Annotated in this window: 22 protein-coding genes, 1 tRNA gene and 1 pseudogene; 16 read left to right on the forward strand and 8 right to left on the reverse strand. The window is 67.4% G+C overall.

What is annotated here, in order from left to right; translation table 11 throughout:
• The first annotated feature begins 759 nt into the window (after positions 1–759).
• Complete coding sequence (locus tag ACXMDP_RS02190) at positions 760–987, forward strand: hypothetical protein (protein WP_457767241.1); 228 nt, start codon at positions 760–762, stop codon at positions 985–987.
• A gap of 589 nt (positions 988–1,576) precedes the next feature.
• Entirely contained in the window at positions 1,577–1,924 is a 348-nt protein-coding gene (locus ACXMDP_RS02195; RefSeq protein WP_457767242.1) for a hypothetical protein, read from the forward strand.
• Positions 1,925–1,965: 41 nt separating this feature from the next.
• Here ACXMDP_RS02195 and ACXMDP_RS02200 read toward each other — a convergent pair.
• A pseudogene (locus tag ACXMDP_RS02200) lies at positions 1,966–2,451 on the reverse strand (DUF4347 domain-containing protein); the annotation flags it as partial.
• A gap of 503 nt (positions 2,452–2,954) precedes the next feature.
• Positions 2,955–3,026 (reverse strand) — tRNA-Val (locus ACXMDP_RS02205).
• Between the two features lie 61 nt (positions 3,027–3,087).
• Here ACXMDP_RS02205 and ACXMDP_RS02210 point away from each other — a divergent pair.
• On the forward strand, positions 3,088–3,621 hold the full coding sequence (locus ACXMDP_RS02210) for a metal-binding protein (protein WP_255100327.1): 534 nt from the start codon (positions 3,088–3,090) through the stop codon (positions 3,619–3,621).
• A 35-nt stretch (positions 3,622–3,656) separates the two neighbouring features.
• The gene (mazG, locus tag ACXMDP_RS02215) at positions 3,657–4,565 is read left to right on the forward strand and encodes a nucleoside triphosphate pyrophosphohydrolase (protein ID WP_259728687.1); all 909 of its coding nucleotides are present in this window, start codon (positions 3,657–3,659) and stop codon (positions 4,563–4,565) included.
• A 13-nt stretch (positions 4,566–4,578) separates the two neighbouring features.
• Here the strand turns inward: mazG and arfB are convergent, their stop codons facing one another.
• On the reverse strand, positions 4,579–5,016 hold the full coding sequence (gene arfB, locus ACXMDP_RS02220; RefSeq protein WP_259728688.1) for an alternative ribosome rescue aminoacyl-tRNA hydrolase ArfB: 438 nt from the start codon (positions 5,014–5,016) through the stop codon (positions 4,579–4,581).
• A 100-nt stretch (positions 5,017–5,116) separates the two neighbouring features.
• Here arfB and speE point away from each other — a divergent pair, with 100 nt between their 5' ends.
• On the forward strand, positions 5,117–6,010 hold the full coding sequence (speE, locus tag ACXMDP_RS02225; RefSeq protein ID WP_094514591.1) for a polyamine aminopropyltransferase: 894 nt from the start codon (positions 5,117–5,119) through the stop codon (positions 6,008–6,010).
• 92 nt (positions 6,011–6,102) lie between these two features.
• Positions 6,103–6,978, forward strand: coding sequence for an agmatinase (gene speB, locus ACXMDP_RS02230; RefSeq protein WP_233133127.1), 876 nt, complete (start codon positions 6,103–6,105; stop codon positions 6,976–6,978).
• Here the strand turns inward: speB and ACXMDP_RS02235 are convergent.
• Both ACXMDP_RS02235 and ACXMDP_RS02240 read right to left on the reverse strand, forming a co-directional pair.
• Entirely contained in the window at positions 6,972–7,331 is a 360-nt protein-coding gene (locus tag ACXMDP_RS02235) for a Crp/Fnr family transcriptional regulator (protein ID WP_094514594.1), read from the reverse strand. The two genes, speB and ACXMDP_RS02235, sit on opposite strands and share 7 nt — an antisense overlap.
• Positions 7,332–7,503: 172 nt before the next feature.
• Positions 7,504–7,695: a hypothetical protein gene (locus tag ACXMDP_RS02240; RefSeq protein ID WP_233133118.1), complete on the reverse strand. Its 192-nt coding sequence runs from the start codon at positions 7,693–7,695 to the stop codon at positions 7,504–7,506.
• 203 nt (positions 7,696–7,898) lie between these two features.
• Between ACXMDP_RS02240 and gcvT the strand changes: the two genes are divergently transcribed.
• The 10 genes from gcvT to ACXMDP_RS02290 all read left to right on the forward strand — a co-directional run bounded on the left by gcvT (position 7,899) and on the right by ACXMDP_RS02290 (position 20,083).
• A complete protein-coding gene (gene gcvT, locus ACXMDP_RS02245) occupies positions 7,899–9,053 on the forward strand; it encodes a glycine cleavage system aminomethyltransferase GcvT (RefSeq protein WP_259728689.1) in 1,155 nt (384 codons plus the stop codon).
• Positions 9,054–9,138: 85 nt separating this feature from the next.
• On the forward strand, positions 9,139–10,962 hold the full coding sequence (aspS, locus tag ACXMDP_RS02250; protein WP_259728690.1) for an aspartate--tRNA ligase: 1,824 nt from the start codon (positions 9,139–9,141) through the stop codon (positions 10,960–10,962).
• Positions 10,963–11,143: 181 nt separating this feature from the next.
• Entirely contained in the window at positions 11,144–11,629 is a 486-nt protein-coding gene (locus ACXMDP_RS02255) for a Dps family protein (protein ID WP_094514450.1), read from the forward strand.
• Between the two features lie 118 nt (positions 11,630–11,747).
• Positions 11,748–13,445 (forward strand): CTP synthase, encoded by a 1,698-nt coding sequence (locus ACXMDP_RS02260; RefSeq protein WP_259728691.1) that lies wholly within the window; start codon positions 11,748–11,750, stop codon positions 13,443–13,445.
• A 48-nt stretch (positions 13,446–13,493) separates the two neighbouring features.
• Positions 13,494–14,138 carry a 7-carboxy-7-deazaguanine synthase QueE gene (locus tag ACXMDP_RS02265; protein ID WP_259728729.1) on the forward strand — a complete coding sequence of 215 codons (645 nt, stop codon included), beginning with the start codon at positions 13,494–13,496 and terminating at the stop codon, positions 14,136–14,138.
• A gap of 40 nt (positions 14,139–14,178) precedes the next feature.
• The gene (hisS, locus tag ACXMDP_RS02270; protein WP_259728730.1) at positions 14,179–15,444 is read left to right on the forward strand and encodes a histidine--tRNA ligase; all 1,266 of its coding nucleotides are present in this window, start codon (positions 14,179–14,181) and stop codon (positions 15,442–15,444) included.
• 227 nt (positions 15,445–15,671) lie between these two features.
• Entirely contained in the window at positions 15,672–17,048 is a 1,377-nt protein-coding gene (locus ACXMDP_RS02275; protein ID WP_399232489.1) for a nucleotide sugar dehydrogenase, read from the forward strand.
• A gap of 12 nt (positions 17,049–17,060) precedes the next feature.
• The gene (locus tag ACXMDP_RS02280; RefSeq protein ID WP_094514606.1) at positions 17,061–18,005 is read left to right on the forward strand and encodes a UDP-glucuronic acid decarboxylase family protein; all 945 of its coding nucleotides are present in this window, start codon (positions 17,061–17,063) and stop codon (positions 18,003–18,005) included.
• On the forward strand, positions 18,002–19,045 hold the full coding sequence (galE, locus tag ACXMDP_RS02285; RefSeq protein WP_259728693.1) for a UDP-glucose 4-epimerase GalE: 1,044 nt from the start codon (positions 18,002–18,004) through the stop codon (positions 19,043–19,045). The genes ACXMDP_RS02280 and galE overlap by 4 nt, the downstream gene beginning before the upstream one ends.
• Positions 19,046–19,048: 3 nt before the next feature.
• Positions 19,049–20,083 carry an NAD-dependent epimerase gene (locus ACXMDP_RS02290; RefSeq protein ID WP_259728694.1) on the forward strand — a complete coding sequence of 345 codons (1,035 nt, stop codon included), beginning with the start codon at positions 19,049–19,051 and terminating at the stop codon, positions 20,081–20,083.
• Positions 20,084–20,184: 101 nt separating this feature from the next.
• Here the strand turns inward: ACXMDP_RS02290 and ACXMDP_RS02295 are convergent, their stop codons facing one another.
• Genes ACXMDP_RS02295 through psbF form a run of 3 tightly spaced genes read right to left on the reverse strand, consistent with a single transcriptional unit; the run spans position 20,185 to position 20,666 of the window.
• The gene (locus tag ACXMDP_RS02295; RefSeq protein ID WP_094514462.1) at positions 20,185–20,385 is read right to left on the reverse strand and encodes a photosystem II reaction center protein J; all 201 of its coding nucleotides are present in this window, start codon (positions 20,383–20,385) and stop codon (positions 20,185–20,187) included.
• A 15-nt stretch (positions 20,386–20,400) separates the two neighbouring features.
• On the reverse strand, positions 20,401–20,520 hold the full coding sequence (locus tag ACXMDP_RS02300) for a photosystem II reaction center protein L (RefSeq protein WP_006173008.1): 120 nt from the start codon (positions 20,518–20,520) through the stop codon (positions 20,401–20,403).
• 8 nt (positions 20,521–20,528) lie between these two features.
• Complete coding sequence (psbF, locus tag ACXMDP_RS02305) at positions 20,529–20,666, reverse strand: cytochrome b559 subunit beta (protein WP_094514464.1); 138 nt, start codon at positions 20,664–20,666, stop codon at positions 20,529–20,531.
• Between the last annotated feature and the right edge of the window lie 3 nt (positions 20,667–20,669).

A 20,669-nucleotide genomic window follows, 5' to 3' on the forward strand; every position in this document is an offset into this window, starting at 1 on the left:
CCCGCCTTCAATGAATCCCACCGTGAACGAGGCCGAGCCCCCGCTGGAGTTCCATTGGAAGTTTGGCTGAAGGAATCTGGCTGGGGTTCCGCCGAGAGCAGATGTGCTGTATGGGTTATCGGTGCTGTCGAACGCAGTCATCGTGCCCGATGTAATCGAGTTGAATCTGACGATTGCGTCGACGACCTGTCCGTCGATAGTGATTACATTTCTGTACAACCATGTTTCGCCGGCTGTGTTGGCGGATCCTGAGATACGGCGATCGCCGGTGGCGCTTGTATCGTTGACGCGGAAGTCAAGAGATTGCCCTGCAACGTCGATGAACGAGGCGGCGAGGGAAACAGACTGACTCTCAGTCGCAGAGATGGAGAAAGCGGCAAAGGGTGCGCCTTCGTCGACCGAGATAGAATTAACAGGAACGGCGCGATCAACACCTTTGGCCGCGTTGTTTCTGGCTGTACCGTCTGGATTAAAGATGGTACCGGTGCCGTCGTCGACAATGGTGGCGGTGCCTGAGGTGGCATTGCCGCCAGTGGGAGTGGCGGTCAGCGTGAAGGTTGCAGATCCCTTAAAGGTGGCGACGTTGAGGATGGGAACGCGGACTAGGAGAGTGCCTTCGTTGCCATTGAGAGCGACAGAGCCAGTGGAGTAGGCAGTCCAGGTGTTGCCGTTATCAGCGGAGACTTCCAGTGTGTTGGTGACATTGCTGTCAGCGCCGGAGGCCGCGGAGCCGCCGTTGGCAAGGGAGAGGGAAACGTCTTGCCCGAATGCGCCATCAACGGTGAAGACGACGAAGGGAGAGGCCTCGTTGACGGTGGGGCTGTTGACGGTGACGACGTTGTCATCGTCAGTGTTGGTGATGTCAATGAGAGCCTTGCGGCCATTAAAGGCAAGATCGGACGAGCTGCTCTTTGCTGTGATCGTATAGGTGATGTTGCCGTCATGGATGATGTCGTCGACGCCAGTGACGGTTACAATCTGGGGTGAGTTCCAGTTGGAAGTTGTAAATTTCAGGGTAGTGGTGCTCAGGCTGCCTTCGGTGGCGTCTAGGCCTGTGAGCGTGACGGTGACGGTTGCAGATGGTTGAGCTGAAAGCTGCAGACTCAACGTTGCCGATGTGCCGGATTCATTGGTTGTGAGAGGGCCTCCTGTGAGCACGAGATCTTTGCTCACCACGTTGGTGAACCTTGGGCCTTGGCTGAAATCGAGCGCGTAGAACGCAGTGCCTGAACCATTGCCGGCGCCTACGGTGTAGGTTAACTCCGACACCTCATCAAAATTGACACGTACACGATAGTTGTCGCCAGCTGTTGTTCCTGGTAGCGCAGTGATAATGCCAGGGATGTTGGCTGGGTTTGGCGCAAAGCTTGTGGTCGCGCCATTCACTGAAACGACCAATTCCGTCGAGCTGCTGAGCTCGAGGCCGTCGACATCGGCAAATGAAATGAAGCGATTGCCGCCGCTGCCGGTTGGGCTGTTGCTTGAGCTGCTAAGGCCATATGAATTGACAATGACATTTCTAAGGGTGACGGCTGTGCCCTTCGGATTTGTGCCGTCGCTGTAGCTACCGCCTTGAATGAATCTCACCCTGAACGAAGCTGAACCCCCGCTGGAGCTCCAGATGAAGTTTGGCTGCAGGAATCTGACTGGCGTTCCGCCGAGGACGGATGTGCTGTATGGGTTCGATTTGCTGTCGAACGCAGTCATGGTGCCCGATGTAATCGAGTTGAATGTGACGATTGCGTCGACGACCTGTCCGTCGATCGTGATTACATTTCTGTACAACCATGTTTCGCCGGCTGTGTTGGCGGATCCTGCGATGCGTCGATCGCCGGAGGGGCTGAGATCGTTGACGCTGAAGTCAAGAGGCTGCCCTGCAACGTCGATGAACCGGGAGAGGCTCCATGGCCACGTCCTTAACTGACTTGGATTGAAGATGGGTGGCAGCGAGTCTGTCCCGTCGTTCGTATCGCTGATCGACCAGGACTCAAGGTTCATGCCTTCAATGCGCCGCGAGGTTGCTGCGACCTTGGCTCCTGTGAGTTCCTGCAGCAGCGCCACGAAGCCACGGTCAGCGCCCACCTCGCAGCTCCACAAGGCGATGGTGCCTATCTGCCACTGGTTCAACAGATCAGCATTGGCCATCAGGCTGGCCGCATCAATCCAATGGCCGCCGATCTGGATGGCGCCGGGCCGGCCGTGGCCCACCACGTGCAGGGTGCCCACCGGCTGAGACTTAAGCCGGCGATGGCGAAGCTCTTCGCTGATGGTTCGCAGCGGGTTGTGGCAATGTCCCAGCGCCACCAGATCGTGCAGGGCGCTTGGAAGCAGCTCGCCGATTCGCGGGCATAGGCCATCCGCCACGATCAGGGATTTGGTGGCGACGGCTGACTGCACCAACGAACGGGTCTGCATCTGGATGGGCACTGCCACAACAGCCTCACCATACATGAAGCCAATTCTCACCAAGCCGACAGCTCTAAGCCATCATCCTTTAAGCGAGGAAATGGCGGGACAACGTGATCGCGATCCGATTGGGATGCTGCAGAGCGGATGTATGGCCAACCCCGCAGGCAGGCGCTCAGAAAGGCCTCATTGTTCGGCCAGCGGCGCTCGATCGCGGTGGTCTCCAGCTGGGCGAGACCGGCTTGCAAGGTCCCGCGCAGCATCTGCTCCCCTATCAGCCGTTCGTGCAGCTGCGCGATCAGTCGCTGCAGGCGCTCGGGCTGCAGATGGCCTGGGTTTTCACCCTCGGGAGTGGCCTTCGGGGCGGCCAGGTCCAGCTGGCAGCTCTTTCGGCATCGATCAGCAGGCAGGCCTCAGGCACCACTGACAGCGCCCGGCGGTGTGGCCAGGTTGACAGCTCGCCGGGTTGCCACCGACCTGCCAGGGGGCGCCCACGACAGGCCATGTCTTCGCTGGCTCTTTCCTCTCTGGGATTGGCTTTTCTGGGATGGGCGATGCCGGTTTCGAACCAGCGACATCCTGCTTGTAAGGCAGGCGCTCTACCGCTGAGCTAATCGCCCCAGGTGCGCATTCTGGCCGTGTCACCCCCCATGCTGGCAACTATCCGGCGCCCGCACCTCGATGGCCAGTGGCCGCAGCCACGACCGTGCCATCTGCTGGCTATGCGTGCCCTTCGGGCTGCTGTGGTGGCCGTGGCTGGGTCTGGCCGGGGTGGTGAGCGGCTGCAGCGGCTTCCTGGTGGGGGGCTTGTGGCTGTCCCCCGACCTCGACACCGTCTCGCGGCCGCTGCGCCGCTGGGGGCCGCTGGCGGTGCTCTGGTATCCCTATCGCCGCTGCCTGCGGCATCGCTCGATCGCCTCCCACGGTCCGCTGCTGGGCACCGCCCTGCGCCTGGCCTACCTGGCGGTGTGGCTGCTGGTGCTCAGCCTGCTGCTGCAGCCCTTCGGCGCCCCCTCCCCGCGCACACTCGCCGCTGGACTGCAGACGTTATGGAGCGTCCACGGCCCGCTGGTGCTGGTGGGCCTGGCCGGGCTGGAAGCCAGCAGCTGGCTGCATCTGCTCCAGGACGGCGACCCCGATGTGCGGCTGCCGCGCCGCTGGCGCCCCCGGCGCCGGCGCCCGCGCGGCGTCAGCGCCCGGTCCGTGAGACGGTGAGGGGGAAGGGCGCTGCGCCCCCCTCATGCCTCGCCATGCCAGCTGAATCCGATCCCAGCGCATCGCGTGAAGTCGCGGCTCTGATCGCCGTGGTGGAGCGCCTGCGCGATCCCGTGCAGGGCTGCCCCTGGGACCTGGAGCAAACCCACAGCTCCTTGATCCCCTACGTACTGGAGGAGGCCCACGAGGTAGCCGACGCCATCCGCCACGGCGACGACGCCCACCTGCAGGAGGAACTGGGCGACCTGCTGTTGCAGGTGCTGCTGCATGCGCAGATCGCCAGCGAGGCCGGGCGCTTCGATCTGGCTGCGATCGCCCGCGGCCTGCGTCAGAAACTGGTGCGCCGCCACCCCCATGTGTTCGCCGCCGCGGCTGAGGCCAACCGGGGCCAGGCCGGCGACAGTGCCGCCGTGCGCCGCAGCTGGGAGGCGATCAAGGCCGAGGAGCAGGAGCACCACCGGCAACAGGAGCAGGTCGCTGCCGCCAGCAGTGGGCCCAACACTGGTGAGCCGTTCACCGGCCAGCCCGGCTCGGCGCCGCTCAGTGCCCGCCTGGCCCGCAAGCTGCGTGGTCAGCCGGCGCTGGCTGGCGCCATGACCCTCTCGCGCAAGGCCGCCGCCGCCGGCTTCGAGTGGGAAAGCATGGCGGGCGTGTGGGCCAAGGTGGAAGAGGAGCTGGCCGAGTTGCGCGAGGCGGTGGCCAGCGGCGATCGCGCCCATGCCGAATCGGAGCTGGGCGATGTGATCTTCACGCTGGTGAATGTGGCCCGCTGGTGCGGGCTCGATCCCGACGAGGGCCTGGCGGGCACCAACCGCCGCTTCCTCGACCGTTTCTCCCGCGTGGAAGCGGCCCTGGGCGGGGACCTCAGTGGCCAGAGCATCGAACGGCTGGAGGGGCTGTGGCAGCAGGCCAAGGCGCAGATCCGCGCCGCCCAGGACAGCTGAAGCCGCTGGCGTCTCAGTCGTCGCTGAGCCCCTGGCGGGAACGGCGCTGGCCCTTGATGGCGCTGCGCAGCCGCTTGGCCGTGAGCCGTCGCTCCACGGCCCCGCGGCCCGGCCGGGTGGGGCGACGGGGCGGCGGTGGTGGGGCGATCGCCTCCGCCAGCAGCCTCACCAGCCGGCGTTCGGCGGCCTGGCGGTTCAGCCACTGCGAGCGGTGTTCGGAGGCGGCGATCACCAGCACCCCATCCACCAGGCGCCCCTCCAGCCGGCGCAGGGCCCGCTGGCGCAGCACGGGCGTCAGCGCGCTCGACGCGGCCAGGGCGAACACCAGCTCCACCCGGGAATCGGTGGTGTTCACGCTCTGCCCCCCCGGGCCGCCTGAGCGCGAGAAGCGCCAGTTCAGTTCAGCGGCCGGAATCCGCACCGACGCTGTCACGGTCAGATCAGAAGCCATGGCCCCAGGCTGCCAGAACCCGGCAGGGGGCGCCGGGCGGCCAGGTGCGCCGCGACACTGCCACGGAACGCTTAGCTGGGAAGCAATGCTCCGCTGTGCGATGCCCGATCCCGTCGTCTTCGATCCCACGCCCAGTTCCAGCGCGGCTGCCGGCCCCGGCTGGGTGGATGAGATCCACCAGGGCGTCCGCTACGGCCTGGAGGCCGAGGTGCTGGTGGAGCGCTCCAGTGCGTTTCAGCGCATCACCGTGATCGACAGCCGCACCTACGGCAAGGCCCTGCTGCTCGATGGCTGCTGGATGACGGCCGAGCGGCAGGAACGGCACTACCACGAACCGCTTGTGCACCCCGCCCTCTGCGCCGCTGAGCGGATCGAGCGGGTGCTGGTGATCGGTGGCGGCGATGGCGGCACGGCCCGCGAATGCCTGCGCCACCCGGGCGTGGTGCAGCTCGACATGGTCGAGATCGACGGGGAGGTGGTGGAGCTCTGCCGGCAGCATCTGCCTGGGTTGGGGGGCGGCGCCTGGAGCGACCCCCGCTTCCGGCTCACCATCGGCGACGGCATTGCCTGGGTGGCCGCCGCCGCCACTGCCAGCTACGACGTGGTGATCGTGGATGGCTCCGACCCGGCCGGCCCTGCTGAGGGTCTGTTCAACCGCGCCTTCTTCGAGCACTGCCGCCGCCTGCTGCGGCCCGGTGGCGTGTTCGCCACCCAGAGCGAATCACCCGAGGCCTTCCGCGCCGTGCACGTGGCCACGGTGCGGCTGCTGCGGGAGGTGTTCGGCCATGCCGATCCTCTCTATGGCTGGGTGCCCATGTACCCCAGCGGCTGGTGGAGCTGGACCTTCGCTGCCACCGACGGGCCTCGCTACCGCCGGGCTCTGCCGGAGCGCGCCGCGTCTGTGGCCGAGGGCTGCTCGATCTGGAGCCCCCGCTGGCAGGCCGGTGCCTTCGAGGCGGTGCCCGCCGCGATCGAACGGGAGCTGCAGGCATGAGCAACGCCTCTCCCATCGAGCTGTCCGCCGCCGATCCTTCCAGCAGCGAGCCTTCCGCTGCCGAGCTCTTCGCCACCGAGGGGGCGATCTTCATGGCGGCCCGGCGGGATCCGGCCGGCTGCCGCGTCGGCCTGTTCGGCGTGCCCTACGACGGCACCACCTCCTTCCGCCCCGGCACCCGCTTCGGGCCGGCGGCGATCCGGGAGGTGAGCAGCGGGCTGGAAACCTACGACCCGCAGCTGGACCTGGATCTGGAGGATCTGGCCTTCGCCGATCTCGGCGCCGTGGACATTCCCTTCGGAGCGCCCGAGCCGGTGGTGGCGGCCGTGCGCCAGGCCACCGAGGCGGTGCTGGCGCACGGACTGCGGCCGCTGATGCTGGGCGGCGAGCATTCGATCAGCAGCGGCGCGGTGGCGGCGGTGGCCAGCCGCCATCCGGATCTGGTGATGGTGCAGCTTGATGCCCACGCCGATCTGCGTGACAGCTGGCTGGGCACACGCCACAGCCATGCCTGCGCCATGCGCCGCTGTCTGGAGGTGCTTCCCAGTGGCGTGCTGCGCCAGATCGCCATCCGCAGCGGCACACGCGAGGAGTTCAGCGAGCTGCGCCGCACCGGCCGCCTGGTGGGCCGCGCCGGCGGTTGCGGCCTGGCACCGGAGCTGTTGCAGGCGGATCTGGCCGCAGCGCTGCAGCCGCTGCGCGGCCGGCCGCTTTATCTCACCGTCGACCTTGACTGGTTCGATCCGGCCGTGATGGCGGGCACCGGCACACCGGAACCGGGCGGCTTCCTCTGGGGCCACTTCGCCGCCCTGCTGGAGGAGCTGCGCCACCACGATCTGGTGGCGGCCGATGTGGTGGAACTGGCGCCGATGCTTGACCCCAGCGGCTGCAGCGCCGTGCTGGCCGCCAAGGTGACCCGCAGCCTGCTGCTGCTGCTGGGGCGCGAACGCCCCAGTGCGGGTCAGTAGCAATAGGAGCCGCTGGTGCGTTGCTCGCGCAATCGCTCGTGCTGCTGACCGATCAACACCACCGCCAGGGTGGGGTGGTTGTGGAGCAGGTTGAGGAAGCGCAGGCGACCGAGCCGCACCAGCTCCACTGGGGTGCGTGCCAGGGCCTCGTTGCGGAAGAAGCCACCCCTCCAGACGATGTCCTGGTAACTGAACAGTTCGCCGGGGCGGTAACAGAGCCGCTCGCCGCTGGGATCGATCAACTCAACGATCCCTTTGCGGACGGCGTAGATGGCACTGGCGGTGTCACCGCGTTTGAAAATCGAAGATCCGGTGGGGAGCGTGAGGATGTCTCCGTCCACCTGTCGGGCCAACAGGTCAACCGGGGTCGTGCTGGCAAGAGTGAGCAATCATCTACCTCCTGAAATCGGGGGAAAGAGCCACCCTTTCAGCAGCGGCGCAGGCCGTTGCTGGCAGCAGTGACAGCCCATGATCGTAACGTCAACACACACGCAATCAAGCGTGAAGCCGCCGGAATGTGCTCGGCTACACCGATGCGGGGAGCAGGTCGGTGAGGGCCAGTTGGCGGATGGTCGGTGCCGCCCCGGGGTGTGGATGGCTGTAGGGAAGAATTTCTGACACGGGCAGCCGCGGGCTGCGTGCCGTCCAGTGGTGGCACCAGAGATCAGAGGCCAGCTCCTGATGGATCTCCAGGCGGCGCAGATGGCACCAGCCCATGGCCTCAGCACTGGGGGGGCTGCAGTGCCGACAGCTGCGGCAGGAGGAACGCTGGCCCATTGCTGGCCGATTTTTGGTTCCTCAAGGTAATGACTGCTGCAGCGCATTAACAGAGAAAGAACCGAACCAGCTGGAAGTCTTCGGATTTGCAGACGCGTCTCCATAGGATCGCGCCACTTCTTTCCCTGGCGAGGCGACAGCTCATGGCCGATCCCTCCGTGCCCGCCGCTCCCCTCAGGCACACGCCCCTGGCCGACGCCTGCCGCGGGGCCGGTGGGCGCATGGTGCCCTTCGCCGGCTGGGAGATGGCGGTGCAGTTCTCGGGGCTGGTGGCGGAGCACCAGGCCGTGCGCCAGCACTGTGGTGTCTTCGACATCTCCCATATGGGGGTGCTGACCCTGCGGGGGGACGGCGTCAAGGACGCCCTCCAGGCGCTGGTGCCCAGCGATCTGCACCGCATCGGCCCTGGCGAGGCCTGCTACACGGTGCTGCTCAATGCGGCCGGCGGCATCCGCGACGACCTGATCGTGTACGACTGCGGGCGCCAGCCCGGGCCGGAGGGCGACGCCGATGTGCTGGTGCTGGTGATCAACGCCGCCTGCGCCGAGGCAGACACCGCCTGGCTGCGTTCCCAGCTAGAACCACACGGGATCGTCGTGGCCGACCGCAAGGGGGAGGGGGTGCTGCTGGCCCTGCAGGGCCCGGAGGCCGAGGCCCGGCTGGCCGCCCTCAGCGGCGCCGATCTGACCGGCCTGCCCCGTTTCGGTCACCGCACGTTGCCGTTGGCGGGCAGTGCGGCGGGGGCAGCACGTGGCGCCATGGCGTTCGTGGGCCGCACCGGCTACACCGGCGAAGACGGTTTCGAGCTGCTGCTGGCGGCCGGCCCCGGCCAGGCCCTGTGGCAGCAACTGCTGGCCGAAGGGGTGACCCCCTGCGGGCTCGGTGCCCGCGACACCCTGCGCCTGGAGGCGGCCATGCACCTCTACGGCAACGACATGGACGCCACCACTTCCCCCCTGGAGGCGTCGCTGGGCTGGCTGGTGCACCTGGAGATGCCGGCGGCGTTCATCGGCCGCGATGTGCTCGAACGCCAGACCGCCGCAGGGGTAAGCCGCCGCCTGGTGGGCCTGAAGCTGCAGGGCCGGGCGATCGCCCGCCATGGCTACCCGGTGCTGCGCGACGGCCAGGTGGTGGGCGAGGTCACCAGCGGCACCTGGTCGCCCACGCTCGCCGAAGCGATCGCCCTGGCCTATGTACCCGCCGACGCGTCCCGGCCCGGCACGGCGCTGACTGTGGAGATCCGCGGCCGCCAGGAGCCGGCGGTGGTGGTGCGACGTCCGTTCTACCGGCGTCCCTGAGCCGCCCGGGCCCTGGCACGCGAGCCGCTGGGGGCCTGCCGCCTGAGGCCCTGTGGGAAACTCGCCCTTCCCCTCGATTTCCCCCATGCGCAGCCACGGATGCGGCGACCTGCGCAGCGATGCCACGGGCCAGACCGTGTCGCTGTGCGGCTGGGTGGACCGGCGGCGTGATCACGGCGGTGTGATCTTCATCGATCTGCGCGACCGCAGCGGCACCGTGCAGATCACGGTGGATCCCGATCTTTCCCCCGCCGCCTTCGCCGTGGCCGAGCGGCTGCGCAACGAAACCGTGCTGAAGGTGTCGGGCACAGTGCGCGATCGCCCCGCCGACTCCCGCAACGAGCGGCTCGCCACCGGCGCCGTCGAGGTGCTGGCCAGCGCGATCGAGGTGCTCAACGAGGTGCGGGGCAATCTGCCCTTCCCGGTGTCGGTGCATGACGACACGCCGGTGCGGGAGGAACTGCGCCTGCGCCACCGCTATCTGGATCTGCGCCGCGAGCGCATGAACGGCAACCTGCGCCTGCGCGCCCAGACCATCCAGGCGGCCCGCCGCTTCCTCGAGGCCGAGGGCTTCATCGAGGTGGAAACACCGGTGCTCACCCGCTCCACCCCCGAGGGTGCCCGCGACTACCTGGTGCCGAGCCGGGTGTGTGGCGGCGAGTGGTTCGCCCTGCCCCAGTCGCCCCAGCTGTTCAAGCAACTGCTGATGGTGGGCGGCATCGAGCGCTACTACCAGGTGGCCCGCTGCTTCCGCGACGAAGACCTGCGCGCCGACCGCCAGCCGGAGTTCACCCAGCTCGACATCGAGGTGAGCTTCATGGAGCAGGAGCAGATCCTGCAGCTCAACGAACGGCTGATCGCCACGATCTGGCGCGCCGTCAAGGGCATCGAGCTGCCCAGCCCCTTCCCCCGACTCACCTGGCAGGAGGCGATGGACCGCTACGGCACCGACCGGCCCGACACCCGCTACGGCCTGGAGCTCACCGACGTGAGCGACATCGTGGCCACCAGCGGCTTCAAGGTGTTCTCCGGCGCCGTGGCGGCGGGCGGAGCGGTGAAATGCATCGCGATCCCCGGCGGCAACGACGTGATCAGCAACGTGCGCATCAAGCCCGGCGGCGACGTGTTCTCTGAAGCCACCACCGCCGGCGCCGGGGGCCTGGCCTTCATCCGCGTGCGGGAGGGGGGCGAGATCGACAGCATCGGCGCCATCAAGGACAACCTGAGCGCCGAGGGCAAGGCCGAGCTGCTGCGCCGCACTGGCGCCCAGCCCGGCACCCTGCTGCTGTTCGGTGCCGGTGACACCGCCACAGTGAACAAGGCGCTCGACCGGGTGCGCCAGTTCCTGGCCCGTGAGCTGGGTCTGGTGCCCGCCAGCGGCGCCGGCGGCGCCTGGAACTTCCTCTGGGTGGTGGATTTCCCGATGTTCGAGTTCAACGCCGAGGAGAACCGGCTTGAGGCTCTGCACCATCCCTTCTGCGCGCCCAATGCCACCGACCTCGGCGCCGATCAGGCCGGCTGGCCCACGGCCCTGCCCACCGCCCGCGCCCAGGCCTACGACCTGGTGCTCAACGGCCTGGAACTGGGCGGTGGTTCGCTGCGCATCCACGACGCCGCCCTGCAGAAACAGGTGCTGCAGACGATCGGCCTGCCGCTGGAAGAGGCCGAGCGGCAGTTCGGCTTCCTGATCGAAGCGCTCGATATGGGCGCCCCGCCCCACGGCGGCATCGCCTTCGGTCTCGATCGCATGGTGATGCTGCTGGCGGGTGAGGAGTCGATCCGCGACACGATCGCCTTCCCCAAGACGCAGCAGGCCCGCTGCCTGCTCACCCAGGCCCCGGCCGATGTGTCCATGAAGCAGCTGGACGAGCTGCATGTGGCCAGCACCTGGGTGGCGGAGGAGGGCTGAGCCCGCAGCGGCCGCGGCCATTGCCGCTGAGCACTTCCCTGCCACCGCTCAGCTGAGCTCCGCCACCGCTGCTGAGCGCCGCGCCACGGCAGCCAATGTTTCCCACGGGCTGTGGCGTTGTTGCCGCAGGCCGTATCCCCACGGCTAGAACGAGATTCCCACCTCTCCCCCGAACGCCCCCATGGCCGTCACCGCTCCTCCGATCGACATCGGCATTCCTGAGAGCCAGCGGCTGCAGATCGCCGCTGGCCTCGGCAACGTGCTGGCCGATTCCTACGTGCTCTACGCCAAGACCCACGGCTTCCACTGGAACGTCACCGGGCCGATGTTCAACACGCTCCATCTGATGTTCATGGACCAGTACACGGAGTTGTGGACGGCCCTCGACCTGATCGCCGAGCGGATCCGTGCCCTTGGTTGCCCGGCCCCCTACGGCGGCGCCACCTATGCGGGCCTCTCCTCGATCCCCGAAACCGAAGGTGTGCCCACCGCCCTCGCCATGGTGCGCGAGCTGGTGGAGGGCCACGAAGCGGTGGCTCGCACGATCCGCTCGGTGTTCACCGTGGCTGATGAGGCCAACGACCAACCCACCGCCGACCTGCTGACCCAGCGCCTGCAGATCCACGAGAAAACCGCGTGGATGCTGCGCAGCCTGCTGGAGGGCTGAGTCTCGCGGTGGTGGCGCAGGCCGTGTTGCCCGCGCAGCGGGCCTGGTGGCGGCGGCTTCAGTGCGGGCGGAGGACGCTCGATAGATTGATGTGTCCGCCAGTGCCTGCTCCACCCCCATGGCGAAGTTCGTGTTCGTGACCGGCGGGGTGGTGTCGAGCATCGGCAAGGGCATCGTGGCGGCCAGCCTCGGGCGACTGCTCAAATCCCGTGGCTACAGCGTTTCGATCCTCAAGCTCGACCCCTACCTGAACGTGGATCCGGGCACGATGAGCCCGTACCAGCATGGCGAAGTGTTCGTCACCCAGGACGGCGCTGAGACCGACCTCGACCTGGGCCACTACGAGCGCTTCACCGACACCGCCATGTCACGCCTCAACAGCGTGACCACCGGCTCCATCTACCAGGCGGTGATCAACAAGGAGCGCCGCGGCGACTACGAAGGCGGCACCGTCCAGGTGATTCCGCACATCACCCGGGAGATCCGCGAACGCATCCACCGGCTGGCCGCCGACAGCGGCGTGGATGTGGTGATCACAGAGATCGGCGGCACCGTGGGCGACATCGAATCGCTGCCCTTCCTGGAGGCCATCCGTGAGTTCCGCGGCGATGTGGGCCGCCACGACCTGGCCTACGTGCACGTCACCCTGCTGCCCTACATCGGCACCTCCGGCGAACTCAAGACCAAGCCCACCCAGCACTCGGTCAAGGAGCTGCGCTCGATCGGCATCCAGCCCGATCTGCTGGTGTGCCGCAGCGACCGGCCGATCACCGAGGAACTCAAGGCCAAGATCGGCGGCTTCTGCGGTGTGTCCACCCACGCGGTGATCGAAGCCCTTGATGCCGACAGCATCTACGCGGTGCCGCTGGCGATGGAGCGCGAGGGGCTCTGCCGCGAAGTGCTCGATGTGCTCGGCCTCGACGACCACAGCAGCGACATGGCCCGCTGGGAGGAACTGGTGCGCAAGCTGCGCAACCCCGGCCCACCGGTGAAGGTGGCCCTGGTGGGCAAGTATGTGCAGCTCAACGATGCCTATCTCTCGGTGGTGGAGGCGCTGCGTCACGCCTGCCTGGAGCAGGACGCCTCCCTCGATCTGCACTGGGTGAGCGCCGAGCAGATCGAAACCGAAGGGGCCGATGCGCTGCTGGAGGGCATGGATGCGGTGGTGGTGCCCGGCGGCTTCGGTAACCGCGGCGTCGATGGCAAGGTGGCGGCGATCCGCTGGGCGCGGGAGCAGCGCGTGCCGTTCCTCGGGCTGTGCCTGGGCATGCAGTGCGCCGTGATCGAGTGGGCGCGCCACCTGGCGGGCCTGGAAGGGGCCACCAGCGCCGAGATCGATGCCGATGCAGCCCATCCCGTCATCCACCTGCTGCCCGAACAGCAGGACGTGGTCGACCTGGGCGGCACCATGCGCCTCGGCGTCTATCCCTGCCGCCTGCAGCCCGGCACCATGGCCGAACGGCTCTATGGCGAAGCGGTGGTGTACGAGCGGCACCGCCACCGCTACGAGTTCAACAACGCCTACCGCAACCTGTTCCTCGACTCCAACTTCCGCATCAGCGGCACCTCGCCCGATGGCCGCCTCGTGGAGCTGATCGAGCTGGAAGGCCACCCGTTCTTCACCGCCTGCCAGTTCCACCCCGAGTTCCTCTCCCGGCCCGGCCGCCCCCATCCGCTCTTCCGGGGCCTCGTGGAAGCGGCCCAGTTGCGCCATGCCGCCGGCAGCGCCAGCGAGGCCGCGGCCAGCGAGGCGGCTTTTGCCGGCCTGGAGCGTTCCCAGCCCGACCCAGTTGCCGGTCTGCCCGTTTCCCCTTGAGTCTGTTCTCCTGAGCCTTTCCCGTTGAGCCTTGCCCTGCCCGTGGCCATGACTCCGCCGGCGTCCGCTGCCCTGCCGGTGGTGGAAACCTTCCACTCGATCCAGGGGGAAGGAAGCCACGCCGGCCGCAGTGCGTTCTTCCTGCGGCTGGCGGGCTGCACGGTGGGTTGTCCCTGGTGTGACACCAAGGGCTCCTGGCCGCAGCAGGCCCATCCGCTGCGGCCCCTGGCGGCGCTGGCGGCGGAGCTGACCGCGGCGGCGGCGGCCGGAGCGGCCTTTGTTGTGATCACCGGCGGAGAACCGCTGCACCACGACCTCACGGCCCTGTGCGCCCAGCTGCGCGGCGCCGTGGATCCGCCGCTGCCCCTGCACCTGGAAACCAGCGGTGTCGATCGCCTCAGCGGGCGCTTCGACTGGATCACCCTCTCGCCCAAACGCCACCGGCCGCCGCTACAGGAGCTGCTCAGCTGCTGCGACGAGCTCAAGGTGGTGGTGCACGAGCCCGACGACCTCGCCTTCGCCACCGCCATGGCCGCGGCGGCCCGGCAGGAGCGGCACACGGCTCCGCCCCAGCTGCTGCTGCAACCCGGTTGGCAGAGCAGCCAGGGGCGGGCGCTGGCCTTGGAGTTCGTGCGCGCCCGCCCCGACTGGCGGCTCAGCCTGCAGAGCCACAAGTGGCTGGGGGTGCGCTGAGCGGCGATCCCGCAAACTGTCCCCAGACCTGGACATGGGCGTGGAGAAACTGCAGAGCCTGCGCGGCATGGTGGATCTGCTGCCGGCGCAGCTGCCGGTCTGGCAGCACGTGGAGGCGGTGGCCCGCGATCACTTCCGCCGCGCCGGGCTGAGTGAGATCCGCACGCCGCTGCTGGAGGTCACCGAGCTGTTCGCCCGGGGCATCGGCGAGGCCACCGATGTGGTGGGCAAGGAGATGTACAGCTTCGAAGACCGGGGTCAGCGCCGCTGCACGCTGCGGCCGGAAGGCACCGCTTCGGTGGTGCGGGCGGTGCTGGAGCACGGCCTGCTCAGCCAGGGCCCGCAGCGGCTCTGGTACGGCGGCCCGATGTTCCGCTACGAACGGCCCCAGGCCGGGCGTCAGCGCCAGTTCCACCAGATCGGCCTGGAGTTTCTCGGTGCCGCCGATCCCCGCAGCGATGCCGAAGCGATCGCGATCGCCTGGGATCTGCTCACCGCCCTGGGCGTCAGCGGCCTGGCGCTGGAGCTCAACTCCCTGGGCGATGCCAGTGACCGGGCGGCGTACCGGCAGGCGCTGGTGGGCTGGCTGGAGCAGCGGCGCGAGCAGCTCGACCCGGAGGCGTGCGAGCGCATCGCCACCAACCCGCTGCGCATCCTCGACAGCAAGAACCCGGCCACCCAGGCCGTCCTGGCGGACGCGCCGCTGCTGATCGACCACCTCAGCGCGGCGAGCCGCCAGCGCTTCGAGCAGGTGCGCGAGCTGCTCGATCGCCTCGCGATTCCTTACCAGCTCAACGCCCGCCTGGTGCGCGGGCTCGACTACTACGCCCACACGGCGTTCGAGATCACCAGCGATCAGCTGGGTGCCCAGGCCACCGTCTGCGGCGGCGGCCGCTACGACGGCCTGGTGGAGCAGCTGGGCGGGCCGGCCACAGCGGCGATCGGCTGGGCGATCGGCATGGAGCGGCTGGTCGTGCTGCTGGAGCGTGCCGGTGCGACCGGCGCCGCGGCACCGGTGCCGGCGGTGTACGTGGTGAGCCGCGGGCCCCTGGCGGAAGCGATGGCGCTCGATCTCGCCACGCAGCTGCGCCGCCGGGGCCAGACGGCGGAGCTGGATCTCTCCGGTGCCGCCTTCGCGCGCCAGCTCAAGCGCGCCGACCGCTCCGGCGCCCCCTGGGCGGTGGTGATCGGCGAGAGCGAAGCGGAACAGGGCCTGGTGCTGCTCAAGAATCTGCTGGGCGGCGGTGCCGAGCAGCGGCTCAGCCCGTTGGCCGTTCTTGCCCAGCTCGCCGGATCCGCCGGCTGACTGGATCAGCTGGTTCACCAGTGCCCGCCGGCCCGGATCACCCCGTCGACCTGAACACCAGAGCGACCGGATCAGCAAGTTGACTCCGCAACGGCAAGAGGCCCGGCCAGCGGGGATAAATTCCGGAACAGGATGAATGGATTCAGGGTGAGCCGTTGGACGTAGTGCATCCGCCCGAGGTTCGCTCCATCTGCTGCATCGGTGCCGGCTATGTCGGCGGGCCGACGATGGCGGTGATTGCCGATCGCTGCCCGCACCTCCAGGTCACCCTGGTGGACCTCAACGCCGCCAGGATCGCCGCCTGGAACGACCCGGATCTCGCCAACCTGCCGGTCTATGAGCCGGGACTGGCGGAGGTGGTGGGCCGCTGCCGCGGTCGCAATCTGCACTTCACCACCGAGGTGGATGACGCCATCGCCAGCGCCGACATGGTGTTCCTCTCGGTGAACACCCCCACCAAGACCCGCGGTCTGGGAGCGGGGCAGGCCTCCGACCTGCGCTGGATCGAAGCTTCGGCCCGCCAGGTGGCGGCGCAGGCCACGGGCCACACGATCGTGGTGGAGAAAAGCACCCTGCCGGTGCGCACGGCCGAAACGATCAAGCAGATCCTGATGGGATCCCAGAGCCTGGCCGGCGGTGCCAGTCCGGGCGGCGAGTCCGGCGTGGAGGCGAAAACCTTCTCGGTGCTCTCCAATCCGGAATTCCTGGCAGAGGGCACCGCCATTCGCGATCTTGAGCATCCCGACCGGGTGCTGATCGGTGGCGAAGACCCTGCGGCGATCGCCGCGCTGTCGGCCATCTATGGCCATTGGGTGGACCCGGAGCGCATCCTGCACACCAACCTGTGGAGCAGCGAGCTCTCCAAGCTCACCGCCAACGCCTTCCTGGCCCAGCGCATCTCTTCGATCAACGCCGTGGGTGCGCTGTGCGAGGCCACTGGCGCTGACATCACCGAAGTGGCGCGGGCCATCGGCAGCGACTCGCGCATCGGCATGAAGTTTCTCGCCGCGGGCCCCGGCTTCGGCGGCAGTTGCTTCCAGAAGGACATTCTCAACCTCGTCTACCTCTGCCGCCATTACGGCCTCGACGACGCTGCCAGCTACTGGGAGCAGGTGGTGGTTTTCAACAGCTGGCAGCAGCAGCGCATTGCCCGACTTGTGGTGAGCCGGCTGTTCGGCACCGTGAGCGGCAAGCGCCTGGCGGTGCTGGGTTTCGCCTTCAAGGCCGACACCAACGACACCCGCGAGTCACCGGCCATTGCGATCTGCCGTGGTCTGCTTGAGGAAGGGGCTCACCTGGTGATTCACGACCCCAAGGTGGCCACCACCCAGATCAGCGCCGATCTGGGCCGCCCACCCGATGCCTGCGAGCGTGGCTTTGCCGATGACGGCAAGTGGCAGCGGGCGGAAACCCCACTGGAGGCCGTGACGGGCGCCGACGCGGTGATCGTGCTCACTGAATGGGGCGCTTACCGCACGCTTGACTGGCCGGCGATCGCCGCCGCAATGCGACGGCCGGCCTGGCTGTTCGACGTGCGTGACATCACCGACATCGCAGCGGCACGACAGGCTGGTCTGCAAGTGTGGTCCGTGGGCAAGGGCTGAGTGACGGCACCTGTGGCTTCAAGGCGCAACCTGGTGACCGGTGGCGCCGGCTTTCTCGGTTCCACCCTGGTGGACCGGTTGATGGAGGCTGGCGAGGAGGTGATCTGCCTCGACAACTACTTCACTGGCACCAAGGTCAACGTCGCCCGCTGGATCGGGCATCCCAGCTTCGAGCTGATTCGCCATGACGTGACCGAGCCGATCCTGCTGGAGGTTGACCGGATCTGGCACCTGGCTTGCCCCGCTTCGCCGCGGTATTACCAGGCCAACCCGATCAAGACCGCCAAGACGAGTTTTCTCGGCACCTACAACATGCTGGGTCTGGCCCGCCGGGTCGGAGCCCGCTTGCTGATGGCCAGCACCAGCGAGGTGTATGGCGATCCGGAAGTGCATCCTCAGCCCGAGAGTTATCGCGGTTGCGTGAACACCACCGGCATTCGTTCCTGTTACGACGAAGGCAAGCGCATTGCCGAGGCGCTCTGCTTCGATTACCACCGAATGCACGGCACGGAGATTCGCGTGGCGCGCATCTTCAACACCTACGGACCGCGCATGTTTTCTGATGATGGGCGTGTTGTGAGTAACTTCGTGGTCCAGGCCTTGCGCGGTCAACCCCTTACCCTGTACGGCGACGGAAGCCAGACCCGCAGCTTCTGCTATGTCGATGATCTTGTGGAAGGATTGATTCGCTTAATGAACGCGAACCATAATGGACCAATCAACATCGGCAATCCAGGTGAATTCACCATCCGTCAGCTGGCTGATCTGGTGCGCGCTCGCATCAACCCATCGCTGCCCTTTGTCTATCTGCCGCTGCCGCAGGATGACCCGCTCCAACGCCAGCCGGTGATCGACCTGGCCCGCCGCGAACTGGGCTGGGAACCCAAGGTGTCCTTGGAAGAGGGGTTGGACCCCACGATCGCCTACTTTCGCCGCAGCCTGGGGCTCGATTCATGACCCTGCTTGTGACTGGAGGGGCTGGCTACATCGGCAGCCATACGGTGCGTGCCCTGCAGCAGGCGGGCCACCGGCCTGTGGTGCTCGACAACCTCGTGTATGGGCACCGTTCCATCGTGGAAGAGGTGCTGCGAGTGCCGCTGGTGCAGGGCCAGGTGGGTGATCGTGCCTTGATTGAGGCCTTGCTCAGCGGCCGCCATCCCGCCTGCGGCGGTGTGCCAGTGCGTGCTGTGCTGCATTTCGCCGCCTATGCCTATGTGGGCGAATCGGTTCTGGATCCTGCCAAGTACTACCGCAACAACCTCGGCGACACCCTCACCTTGCTCGAAGCGCTCGTGGAGCCGGTGCGCACCGGCCAAGGGCCCGCCATTCCGATCGTGTTCTCCTCCACCTGCGCAACGTATGGCAGCCCGGAGTCGGTGCCGATCACGGAGGACACCCCCCAGCGGCCGATCAATTCCTATGGACGCAGCAAGTGGATGGTGGAGCAGATGCTGGCAGATTTCGCGGCCGCCTATGGGCTGCCCAGCGTGATCTTCCGCTATTTCAATGCGGCCGGCGCTGATCCGCACGGTGACCTCGGCGAAGACCACGACCCCGAAACCCACCTGATCCCGCTGGTGCTCGATGCGATTTCCGGCCGGCGCGAGAGCATCAAGATCTTCGGCACCGATTACCCCACCCCCGATGGCACCTGCCTGCGGGATTACATCCACGTCAGTGATCTGGCCGACGCCCATGTGCTGGGCCTTGAGCATCTTCTGGCCTGCGGGGCGCACCAGCCGGTTGAGCCGTTGATCTTCAACCTCGGCACGGGCACGGCCTTTTCGGTCCAGGAGGTGCTCACCGCGGCCCAGGAGGTCACGCAACGCCCGCTCACCGCCGTGGTGGCGCCGCGCCGGCCTGGCGATCCGCCGACCCTGGTGGCCAGCGCGCAGAAGGCCCGGCAGGTGCTGGGCTGGGAGCCCCGTTACCCGGATCTGCGCGAGATCATCGCCCACGCCTGGGCGTGGCACCAGCGCACCGGACCCACCCCCTGAACCATGGCGTCACCCGTGTTGCCTCCAGCTGGACCCACTCTCGTGACTGGCGCTGCCGGGTTCATTGGCGCGGCGCTCTGCGAGCGCCTGCTGGCCCGTGGCGAACGGGTGATCGGCCTCGACAACCTCAACAGCTACTACGACCCGGCCCTCAAGCAGGCACGGCTGGCCCGGCTTGAGCGCAGCGATGGCTTCCGTTTTCACCGCCTGGATCTGGAGAATGGGGAGGCCATGGCGGCGCTGTTCGCGGCCGAGCGCCCCGCACGGGTGGTGCATCTGGCTGCCCAGGCGGGGGTGCGCTACTCGCTGGAGAACCCCGCCGCCTACATCCAGAGCAACCTGGTGGGGTTCGGCCACATCCTGGAGGGGTGCCGCCATCACGGCGCCGGCCACCTTGTGTATGCCTCCAGCAGCTCCGTGTATGGAGGCAACCGCCGCATGCCCTTCTGCGAGCAGGACGCGGTCAACCATCCGGTGAGCCTGTACGCGGCCACCAAGAAGGCCAACGAGCTCATGGCGCACACCTACAGCCACCTCTATGGGCTGCCCGCCACCGGTCTGCGCTTTTTCACCGTCTATGGCCCCTGGGGCCGGCCGGACATGGCCCCGATGCTGTTCGCCCGCGCCATCCTGGCCGGAGAGCCGATCCGGGTGTTCAACCACGGCCGCATGCAGCGGGATTTCACCTACATCGACGACATCGTTGAGGGGGTGGTGCGCTGCCTCGACAAACCGGCCACCGCCGATCCGCTCTTCGACCCACTGGCCCCCAATCCCGCCACCGCGGCGGTGCCTCACCGGGTGTTCAACATCGGCAACAGCCAGCCCACACCGCTGCTCGAGTTCATCGGGGTGATGGAGGCGGCACTCGGCACCCCGGCGATCCAGAGCCTGGAGCCGATGCAACCTGGAGACGTGGAGGCCACCGCTGCCGACACCGCCGCCCTCGAGGCTTGGGTGGGCTTTGCGCCCCACACCCCGATCACAGAGGGTGTGGCCCGCTTCGCCCACTGGTACCGCAGCTACTACCAGGCCTGAGCGGTTTCGCTGGAGCCGCCCAAAGAAAGGCGCAGCAAGGAAAAGCACAACAAAAAAAGCGGGCCCTCGGGCCCGCGAAGCTTGAAGCCGAGCAGGGGGAATCAGGCCGAACCCACACCCACATAGGAACCGTAGAAGAACAGGCCGACCACGAAGATCACGGCGATACCGCCGGCGGTGGCCACCAACCAGAGGGGAAGTACCCCTTCGGTCCAGCGGCTCTTCCAGGCCACGGCCGGTCGGCCGTCAGGCAGGCGATCGGGAATGCGACCGTCAGGTAGTGCGGATTTCTTGCCGCTCATGGCTGAATCTCCCGATCAGTTGAAGAAGTAGCTGGTGAACAGAACGCCGATGACGAACACAAACAGCAGGCCCAGATAAAGGCTGGTGCGGTTGAGTTCGACTGGCAGATTGTTCGGGTTGGGATTGCGCTGCATGGCGGAAATCAGCGGCGGACGAATTGCATGGCCGCCAGGGCTCCCAGGAAGAAAACCGTGGGGATGCCCAGCGCATGAACCGACAACCACCGCACCGTGAAGATGGGGTAGTTGCGTGGCGTGGTGGAGACAGAAGACTGGGTCATGGC

It is taken from the genome of Cyanobium sp. ULC065, from assembly GCF_977927515.1.